The sequence below is a fragment of the Guyparkeria halopsychrophila genome (genome assembly GCF_044582135.1).
Lineage (GTDB): Bacteria > Pseudomonadota > Gammaproteobacteria > Halothiobacillales > Halothiobacillaceae > Guyparkeria.
On sequence record NZ_JBDODP010000081.1, the window covers coordinates 1 to 258 of the forward strand.

A 258-nucleotide genomic window follows, 5' to 3' on the forward strand; every position below is an offset into this window, starting at 1 on the left:
GCAACTTGAGTTGCTCCACGCCCAGGATGTCGCGGCAGAGATCTTGGCGGCGATCGAGAAAGTACAAACTGGTGAGCTGCGCCTTCAGGGACGGGGCATGAGTGTTGCCACTGCCGCCGGTAAGCTGATTGACATGCATCGTTCCTATACGTCCGGCATCGTTCCTGACCTGCGTGATCCCGTTGATTTGCAATTATTCAACACCCTGCGCAGCTTTATGTATCCGGCGTTCTACCCCCAAACGCTCAAAGTGCACAG

The 258-nt window shown here is 55.4% G+C and carries 1 protein-coding gene; it reads left to right on the forward strand.

Annotation, left to right across the window (positions count from 1 at the left end; genetic code table 11):
* Nucleotides 1-258, forward strand: a 258-nt coding sequence (locus ABGV18_RS11580; protein ID WP_396586159.1) for a hypothetical protein, incomplete at both ends; no start/stop codon positions are given.